This window comes from Rhodococcus sp. EPR-134 (assembly GCF_001647205.1).
Taxonomy (GTDB): Bacteria; Actinomycetota; Actinomycetes; order Mycobacteriales; family Mycobacteriaceae; genus Rhodococcus_F; species Rhodococcus_F qingshengii.
Map to the genome: position 1 here is coordinate 1 of NZ_LVCT01000727.1, position 8,767 is coordinate 8,767.

Consider the following 8,767-nt stretch of genomic DNA (forward strand, 5'->3'; position numbering starts at 1 on the left):
GTCCGTCGGGTTCCGGTAAGTCCACCTTGCTGCGAACCCTCAATCACCTCGAAAAAGTCGACCGCGGAACCGTACGGATCGACGGAGAGCTGATCGGATACCGGCGCAAGGGAAATCGACTCCACGAACTGCGTGACCGCGAGATCCTGAAACAGCGTTCGCACATCGGATTCGTGTTCCAGAACTTCAACCTGTTTCCGCACCTGACCGCGTTGGAAAACGTGGTGGAAGCGCCGCTCTCGGCCCAGAAGCGTGATCGTGACGAGGTGCACCGCGAGGCCCGCGCGCTGCTCGAGCGAGTGGGAGTGGGGGACAAGGCGGACGAGTATCCCCGCCAACTCTCCGGTGGCCAGCAACAGCGCGTCGCGATAGCGCGAGCGCTGGCACTGCGGCCGGCGGTCATTCTCTTCGACGAGCCGACGTCGGCGCTCGACCCGGAACTGGTGGGCGAGGTTCTCGAAGTCCTCGCTCAGCTGGCCCGTGACGGCGCCACCTTGGTGATCGTCACACACGAGGTCGGATTTGCTCGGGAAGTGGCGGACACTGCGGTCTTCATGGACGGCGGCGTCATCGTCGAACAGGGCCCGCCTTCGCAGGTGATCGACAATCCGGTCCACGAACGGACCAAAGCCTTTCTCTCCCGCGTCCTCTGACGCGACCCAGACTCATTCCCGGAAGGAAAAATTGATGTTCTCCACATCCCGTCGCGCGACTTTTCTGATCTCGGCGCTTGCCACCGTCGGATTGCTCAGCGCTGCATGCAGCAGCGCGGACGCCGAGTCCGACGGCGCCCAGGTCACCGCCGCTGCGGGTTACAACCTCACGGCCGATCAGAACCGCATCACCACCGACAAGGTGGATTCCATCGCCGCCGAGCTACCTCAGGACATCCGCGATCGTGGCACGCTGCGCGTCACCGGTAGTGCCGGTTCCGCTCCGCCGCTCCGTTTCTACGCCGACGACGACACCACTCTCATCGGTTCCGAGACCGACTTCGCCTATCTGATCGGTGACGTTCTCGGCTTGAAGGTCGACCTGCAGACAGCAGATTGGGCACAGAACTTCGTCCGTATCGACTCCGGCGAGGCCGACGCCTTCCTCTCCAATGTGACTGTCACAGAAGAGCGTAAGGAGAAGTACGACTTCGCGACCTACCGACTCGACACCCTCGCCTTCGAAGCCAAGAAGGGTGCCGGAATCTCCATCAAGGAACCCAAGGACGTCGCGGGCAAGAAGATCGCCGTCTCCTCGGGCACCAATCAGGAAGCGCTGCTGGTCAAGTGGAGTGAGCAGAACGTCGCGGCCGGCCTGGCGCCTACCGACATCTCTTACTACCAGAACACCACCGACTACTACCTCCCGCTGCAGTCCGGCCGGATCGACGCCTACTTCGGCCCGAACCCGTCGTCGCAGTTCCACGCCAAGCAGTCGGGGGAGACCGAGGTTGTCGGTGAGTTCTCCGGGGCCGGCGACACCCTGCAGGGGCAGATCGCGGTGCTGGTGAAGAAGGACAACGGCCTGATCAAGGCGATCAACGACGCGATCAACCACACGATCGAGAACGGCACGTACCAGCAGATCCTCGAGCGCTGGAACATCACCAGCGAAGCCGTCGACACGTCCCTGATCAACCCGCCCGGCCTTCCGAAGACCAAGTGAGCTCTCGTCCATGAGTGAGCTTCTCGATGTGATCGTCATCGGCGGAGGACTCGTCGGGTCCTCCGCCGCATGGCGGCTCGCGGCACGCGGACGTAGCGTCATTCAGTTGGAACAGTTCGGGCCGAGTCACAAGCACGGTGCGTCGCACGGTACTTCGCGTATCTACCGGCAGGCCTACGACAATCACCTGTACACAGGTTTGGCGGCCGGCGCGCTGCCGTTGTGGCGGGAGTTGGAGACCACGACGGACATCGGGTTCCTGGAACTCACCGGCGCCGTTGATCACGGCCTGCCGCAGGCAGTGCAGTCCAAGGCGAAGATACTTCGCGAGGCGGGCATCAAGGGTGAGATCCTCACTCCTGCCGAGGCGTCCGCCCGTTGGCCGGGGCTGCGATTCGACACCACGGTGCTCCATCATCCCGACGCAGGCCGGTTGCACGCGGACCGCGCCGTGACCGCTCTGAAGGCAGGAGCGGTGTTTGCGGGCGCCGAGGTCCGTCACGATGTTCGGGTGTTGGCACTCGCGCGGGCGTCCTACGGCGTGGACGTGGTGACGGACAGTGGAACGCTCGCAGCTCGTCAGGTCGTGATCGCGGCCGGTGCGTGGACTGCAGATCTGATCGCAGACAGCGGTCTCGGCTCCGAGATCGTACTGCCGACGTTGCGCACGACACAGGAACAACCGGCACACTTCGCACCGCTCGATCCCGGAGTCGAGTGGCCGAGTTTCGTTCACCACACCGGCGCAGAATTGGAGACCGCGGGGATCTACGGGCTCGGTTCCGAGGACGGGATCAAGATCGGCGAACACGCGACCGGGCCGGTGGTGACTCCGCAGACCCGTGACTACACCCCTGATGTCGACGGAGAGCAGCGATTGGTGGAGTACGCCGAGTCGTGGTTGCCCGGCGTCGATTCCACCCGTGTCGAGTCGATCACGTGCCTGTACACGAGCACGCCGGACAGTAACTTCGTCATCGACCGAGTCGGCGCCGTCACAGTGGCGGCGGGGTTCTCGGGGCATGGGTTCAAGTTCGGTCCGGCCTTGGGAGAACTTGTGGCGGACCTCGTCGACGGAACCACCCTCGCTCCGGAAGTTTTCAGGCTGGGGGAGCGTTGACCAGATTCATGGAGGAAAGTGTTGTGGCACTGGAGCTCGGAACTCGGCAGCTCGAGGGTGTCGGAGCGGTAGAGGTCTATTCGGTATCGCAGGACGATCCCTTGGCAGCTCCACTGATCGCGGAGTTGGCACTCGAATACAGTTCGCGTTACGGCGGGACTCACGAAGCGATGCTCGAGGATCTCACGACGTATCCGGCAGAAGAATTTGCCTACCCGCAGGGTGCGCTTCTGGTGCTCACCCACGACGGTCTGCCGATCGCCGGTGGTGCGTTTCGTCAATTCGATTCCACCACTGCCGAACTGAAGAGAATCTGGACATCGGTCGACCATCGGAAGCGCGGCCTCGGCAAGGCCGTCGTTCGCGAGTTGGAACGAGAGATCGAACTTCGTGGATACAACCGGGTGTTTCTCACGACGGGTCCTCGGCAACCCGAGGCCGTCGCGCTGTATCTGTCCAGTGGATACACACCGCTTTACGACGCGTCACTCTCGCCCGAAGAGGTGGGCATCCACCCGTTCGAGAAACAACTTCGGGTCCTCGAAAATGTGACTCGAGCAGCAATTCCTACCGACCGGGTTGACAACACCCGGGTTTAACCTCGTAGACTTGCGAACGACCATCCAGAGCGACCGAGAGACCTGGCTCATTGAAGTCGCAGCAACCCCCCGAGTGATCGGGTGCGGGTGCTACCGCCAGGACCGATGGAGGAACACGAAATGAAGGCAGTCGAAGGCGGTTTCGATACCGCCTGGTCGCGTCGTCACGTAGACCTGTGCCGCACCGCGGGATCTTTCTGTACCAACTGACCTCGGTCAGTCATTCACACTCAGGCGAGTCGTCGACAAGTCTGTTTTCTCTTCTCTCACAAGTGATTCGTGCTCGATCGCCTTTCTCGTCTCAGGCGACGGGTGCGCTCTTCGGCATGCCTCTTTAGGAGTTCTTGGTGTCTTCGCCCTCATTCGGTGCCCGCAAACGCGCGACCGTAATCGCCGGTATCGGTGCTGTCTCGGTTCTCGGCACCGTCCTCGCCGGCTGCAGCAGCGGGAGTGACAGTGCTGCCGACGCAGGCCCCGCCCAGTCCGGCGGAACCCTTCGCTACGGTCTGTCGCAGGCGCCGACGTGCGCCGATCCGGCCCAGGCCGGCAGTAACCAGACCGTGTATGTCACTCGGACCGTGGTGGATTCGCTGACCGATCAAAATCCCGACACCGGAGAGATCACCCCGTGGCTCGCCAAGAGCTGGGAGATCAGCCCCGACGCCGCTAGCTTCACGTTCGTCCTTCGCGACGACGCCACCTTCAGTGACGGCACACCGGTGACGGCGGATTCGGTGAAGAAGACCTTCGACTCGGTCAAGAACCTGGGACCGAACGCGTCGTTGGCGAAGAGTTACCTGTCCTCGTACACCGGTACCGACGTCGTAGATGCTCACACGGCGAAGATCAATTTCTCCGGACCCAATGTTCAGTTCCTGCAAGCAACTTCGACGCCACAGCTCGGAATCCTCGCCGATTCCACCACCGCGCTGGCATCCGAGCAGCGCTGCCCCGGTGCAGCGGTGATCGCCTCCGGACCGTTCGTGTACACCGACTGGCAGCAGGACAAGAGCGTCAAGATCGCCAAGCGTGCGGGATACAACTGGGCCTCGGATGCGGTCGCGCATCAGGGCGAGGCGTACCTCGATGGCGTCGACTTCACGGTGGTTCCCGAATCCGGTGTGCGGGCGGGCAGCGTGGCCTCCGGCCAGCTCGATGCGGTCAGCGATGCGCTTCCGCAGGATGCGCCGCAAATCGAGGGCGCGGGTGGACGAATCCTCACAAGGCCGAACCCGGGTGTGAGCTTCTTCTTCCAGCCCAACGTCAGTCGCGGCGTTCTCGCTGATCAGGCTGTTCGTCAGGCCATCATTCCCGCGATCAACCGCCAAGAACTCGTCGACACCGTTCTGGATCCGTCGTTCTTCCCGGCCACGAGCCCGCTGGCTCACACCACTCCGCTCTACAGCGACGAATCCAGTGTCGTGACGTACGACGCCGACAAGTCGGCGAAACTCCTCGACGCGGCTGGTTGGAAGACCGGCAGCGACGGTATCCGCGAGAAGGACGGGCAGAAGCTCACTTTCAGCGTCACCTTCAGTCCGGTGTTCTCGGGTAACCAGGCCATCCTCGAGCTCGTGCAGCAGCAGCTCAAGAAGGTCGGCGTCGATCTGCAGCTCAACCTGGTCTCGAACGGTGAATGGACCGAGAAGGGAGTATCGGGTGATTACGATTCGCTGTATTACAACAGCACTCGCGCGGACGCCGACATCTTGCGGGCATCGTTCAGCACCGAAGGCCGCAACCTGAACCGTCGCGGCGCAGATCCGGAGCTCGACAAGGTACTCACAGACCAGCTTGCAGCCACGGACAACGGCCAACGCGGCGAACTGGTATCCACCGCACAGGAATTGATCCTCGACCGTGGACTCTCCATCCCCACCATCGAGCTCTCGCAGGCCATCGGCGCCGGATCGAGTGTGCAGGACCTGAACTTCGAAGCCTCCTCGCGCCTGCAGTTCTACGACGCATGGTTGTCGGGTAAGTAATCATGACTCGATACGTACTCACCCGACTGGGCCAGGCCGCAGTGGTTCTGTGGGCCGCCTTCACCATCTCGTTCGTGATTCTGTTCCTCCTGCCCAGTGATCCCGTCAGCATGGCTGCCGACTCGTCCGGTCAGGGTGTTGCAGTGGATCAGGCTGCGCTCGATCAGCTTCGGGCACGGTACGGCTTGGACCAGTCGGTGTGGGTGCAGTACTGGACATCGCTGACGAATGCTCTTCGCGGCGATTTCGGAACGTCCATCTCCACCGGTCAGTCGGTGACGGATGCCATCTTCTCGGCGCTGCCGAGCACTCTGGTCTTGGCAACCACCGCTTTGGTTCTGGCCGTGTTGTTCGGAGTGGCGATCGCGTTCTTCGCTACCTACACCCGCAGGCGGTGGCTCGCGAACCTGTTGTTCTCGCTGCCGCCGCTGGGTGTGGCAGTGCCCACTTTCTGGGTGGGCCTGATTCTTCTGCAACTCTTCTCGTTCCGTCTGCACATCTTCCCGGCATTCGGAGACAAGGGATTCGCAACGGTGATTCTTCCGGCGATCACCTTGGCGATCCCGACCGGCGCGGTGATCGCGCAGGTGCTCACGACCAGCCTGCAGTCGACGCTACGTTCGCCGCACGTGGAGACTGCGTACGCCAAGGGCGCAAGCCGTTGGCGCGTGCAGACCCGTCACGCGTTGCGACTGGCGAGCATTCCGGCATTCACCATTGCCGGTGTGCTGGTCGGCACGCTGCTGGCGGGCTCGGTGGTTGTGGAAACGGTGTTCTCCCGCGCGGGCGTCGGCCGTCTGACACAGACGTCGGTGATGGCGCAGGACATCCCGGTGGTGCAGGGAGTCGTTGTGTTCGCCTCTCTCGTGTTCGTGCTCGTCAACCTCGCGGTCGACCTCTTCTACCCCTTGATAGATCCACGGATCATCCAGACGAAGAAGAGTCACACCGAAAAGTCGAATACCGAAAGCTCGACCGATCTGGAGCCGGCTCATGTCTGACACATTGATCGAACCCCTACTCCTCGATCCGAGCGTCGAGGCGAAGGCACCTGTTGTTTCGCGCCGAAAGTCCACGGCCATCGGCTGGATCCGAAAGCCCGGCTTGGTGATTCCGGTGTTGATCGTGTTGCTTGCCATCGGCTTTGCCGTCGCACCCGGATTCTTTGCCAGCGGCGATCCGTTGTCCGGTGTCCCGGCGGACAAACTGCAGGGCCCGAGCCTGGCTCACTGGTTCGGAACCGACAATCTCGGACGTGACCTGTACACACGGTTCGTGCACGGCGCCGCGCTGTCCCTGACCGCAACCTTGGTGGCGGTCGGAATCGCATTGGTGGCGGGATCGATAATCGGTTTGCTCGCGGGCTTTGTCGGTGGCGTCGTCGACGCCGTGCTGATGCGTATCGTCGACGTGCTGCTGTCCATTCCGGCGCTGCTGCTCTCGTTGGCACTGGTGACCGCACTCGGCTTCGGCACCATCAACGTCGCCATCGCGGTCGGCGTCAGCATGGTCGCGAACTTTGCGCGAGTGATGCGTGCCGAAGTGATGCGGGTGCGCGGCGCTCAGTACGTCGAGGCCGCGTTCGGTTCGGGTGTGCGGTGGCTCGGTGTCCTGCGTCGGCACGTGCTTCCCAACTCGTACGCGCCCGTGGTCGCGCTGTCCGCAGTCGAGTTCGGGCAGGCAGTTCTTGCAGTGTCGGCACTGAGCTTCTTGGGATTCGGCGCGGTACCGCCTACCCCGGAATGGGGATCGCTGGTATCCGAGGGGCGTAACTTCCTCGCCAATGCCTGGTGGATGACAACACTTCCCGGTCTCGCGATTGTCGCCGTGGTCATCTCGGCACACCGTATCGGCCACGAGATCGAAAGGAACAACCGGCGATGAGCACGACCGAAGAACAGCTGCTTTCCGTCACCGACTTACAGATCGCCTACGGTGCCGAGCCCGCGGTATCCGGTGTGAGCTTCACCGTCGGTCGGGGCGAAGTAGTTGCGGTGGTCGGGGAATCGGGTTCCGGTAAGTCGACCACGGCCCACGCGATATTGGGTCTGCTCGCCGGCAGTGGCCACGTCACCGGCGGGACCGTCGAGTTCGAGGGTGAACAGATCGACTCGTATTCCGACCGTGCGTGGCAGCGAATCCGCGGCGCGCGTATCGGTTTGGTGCCGCAGGATCCGACGACCTCGCTCAACCCGGTGACCCGGATCGGCGACCAGGTTGCAGAAGTCCTGCGGATCCACGGCCTCGCAGACCGCCGCAAAGCCCGGTTGGACGCCGTCGAGGTGCTCGAGCGTGCGGGTATCGACCGGCCGGAAATCCGAGCACGCCAGTACCCACACGAGCTCTCCGGCGGTATGCGGCAACGAGTTCTGATCGGTATCGCGCTTGTCGCGAACCCGGCCCTCGTCATCGCCGACGAGCCGACCAGTGCTCTGGACATCACGGTTCAACGACGCATCCTCGACCACTTGGACGAGCGAATCGCCGAATCCGGTGCCGCCGTGCTCCTGATCACGCACGACCTGGGTGTGGCCGCAGACCGCGCGGACCGGATCCTGGTGATGCAGGGCGGCAGGATCGTCGAATCCGGCCGCACCGCAGATATTCTGGACAACCCGCGAGACGAGTACACGAAGAAACTTCTGAGCTCTGCGCCGAGCCTGTCCTCGGGACCAGTCGTTCGCCCGGTCCGCCAGGACACCAGCCCGCTGCTGACCCTGACGGGAATCACCAAGCACTTCAACGTCGGACGCGGGAGTTCGATCACCGCGGTGAACGAAGTGTCGCTGACTGTTCCGAGGGGTCAGACGGTGTCGCTGGTGGGGGAGTCGGGCTCCGGCAAGTCGACCACGGCGCGCATCGCCGTGCGGTTGGAGCAGGCGGATGCCGGCACCATCTCCTTCGACGGACACGACATCACGAAGGTCAAGGGCAGCGATCTGCGCGAGCTGCGCCGAAAGATCCAGCTCGTGTACCAGAACCCCTATGCATCACTAGACCCGAAATTGTCCGTCCAGGACATCGTTGCGGAGCCGCTGCGGGCCTTCAAGGTTGGTGGACGCAGCCAGCAGCAGACTCGTGCGGCAGAGTTGCTCGATCAGGTTGCACTTCCCGAGCAGTTTCTGAGCCGCAAACCGGCCGAACTCTCGGGCGGCCAGCGTCAACGGGTGGCGATCGCTCGTGCGCTCGCGTTGAAGCCGGACCTGCTCGTTCTCGACGAACCCGTCTCCGCTCTCGACGTCTCGGTGCAAGCGCAGATTCTGGCGCTACTCGACGAGTTGCAGCGCGAACTGGGCCTGACCTATCTCTTCATCTCCCACGATCTTGCGGTTGTTCGCCAGATCAGCGACGTCGTCGGCGTCATGCAGTCCGGGCGATTGCTCGAAATCGATACTACCACCGAG

Annotated in this window: 9 protein-coding genes and 1 riboswitch; all 9 genes read left to right on the forward strand. The window is 62.9% G+C overall.

Annotated features, from left to right (window positions below):
• Nucleotides 1–653: amino acid ABC transporter ATP-binding protein (locus tag A2J01_RS31525; RefSeq protein ID WP_064114302.1), on the forward strand; the 653-nt coding region annotated here is incomplete at its 5' end.
• A gap of 34 nt (nt 654–687) precedes the next feature.
• Nucleotides 688–1,659, forward strand: a complete 972-nt coding sequence (locus tag A2J01_RS31530) for an ABC transporter substrate-binding protein (RefSeq protein WP_007726832.1) — start codon at nt 688–690, stop codon at nt 1,657–1,659.
• A 10-nt stretch (nt 1,660–1,669) separates the two neighbouring features.
• Nucleotides 1,670–2,779: an FAD-dependent oxidoreductase gene (locus tag A2J01_RS31535; RefSeq protein WP_064114303.1), complete on the forward strand. Its 1,110-nt coding sequence runs from the start codon at nt 1,670–1,672 to the stop codon at nt 2,777–2,779.
• An 8-nt stretch (nt 2,780–2,787) separates the two neighbouring features.
• Nucleotides 2,788–3,378, forward strand: a complete 591-nt coding sequence (locus tag A2J01_RS31540) for a GNAT family N-acetyltransferase (protein WP_039972708.1) — start codon at nt 2,788–2,790, stop codon at nt 3,376–3,378.
• Between the two features lie 17 nt (nt 3,379–3,395).
• Nucleotides 3,396–3,490, forward strand: a riboswitch (SAM riboswitch).
• Nucleotides 3,491–3,498: 8 nt separating this feature from the next.
• Nucleotides 3,499–3,588, forward strand: coding sequence for a putative leader peptide (locus tag A2J01_RS37390; protein WP_310504006.1), 90 nt, complete (start codon nt 3,499–3,501; stop codon nt 3,586–3,588).
• A 137-nt stretch (nt 3,589–3,725) separates the two neighbouring features.
• Complete coding sequence (locus A2J01_RS31545; RefSeq protein ID WP_003944291.1) at nt 3,726–5,363, forward strand: ABC transporter substrate-binding protein; 1,638 nt, start codon at nt 3,726–3,728, stop codon at nt 5,361–5,363.
• 2 nt (nt 5,364–5,365) lie between these two features.
• Nucleotides 5,366–6,364, forward strand: a complete 999-nt coding sequence (locus tag A2J01_RS31550) for an ABC transporter permease (RefSeq protein ID WP_054186919.1) — start codon at nt 5,366–5,368, stop codon at nt 6,362–6,364.
• Nucleotides 6,357–7,247 (forward strand): ABC transporter permease, encoded by an 891-nt coding sequence (locus A2J01_RS31555; RefSeq protein ID WP_047269463.1) that lies wholly within the window; start codon nt 6,357–6,359, stop codon nt 7,245–7,247. Before A2J01_RS31550 ends, A2J01_RS31555 begins: the two co-directional genes overlap by 8 nt.
• A partial coding sequence (locus A2J01_RS31560) for a dipeptide ABC transporter ATP-binding protein (protein WP_064114304.1) occupies nt 7,244–8,767 on the forward strand: 1,524 nt, incomplete at its 3' end. The genes A2J01_RS31555 and A2J01_RS31560, both read left to right, overlap by 4 nt.

Bases quoted from the DNA above. Each gene is read 5' to 3' on its own strand.
- A2J01_RS31530 (WP_007726832.1), top strand. From the start codon at position 688: ATGTTCTCCACATCCCGTCGCGCGACTTTTCTGATCTCGGCGCTTGCC.
- A2J01_RS31535 (WP_064114303.1), top strand. From the start codon at position 1,670: ATGAGTGAGCTTCTCGATGTGATCGTCATCGGCGGAGGACTCGTCGGG.
- A2J01_RS31540 (WP_039972708.1), top strand. From the start codon at position 2,788: ATGGAGGAAAGTGTTGTGGCACTGGAGCTCGGAACTCGGCAGCTCGAG.
- A2J01_RS37390 (WP_310504006.1), top strand. From the start codon at position 3,499: ATGAAGGCAGTCGAAGGCGGTTTCGATACCGCCTGGTCGCGTCGTCAC.
- A2J01_RS31550 (WP_054186919.1), top strand. From the start codon at position 5,366: ATGACTCGATACGTACTCACCCGACTGGGCCAGGCCGCAGTGGTTCTG.
- A2J01_RS31555 (WP_047269463.1), top strand. From the start codon at position 6,357: ATGTCTGACACATTGATCGAACCCCTACTCCTCGATCCGAGCGTCGAG.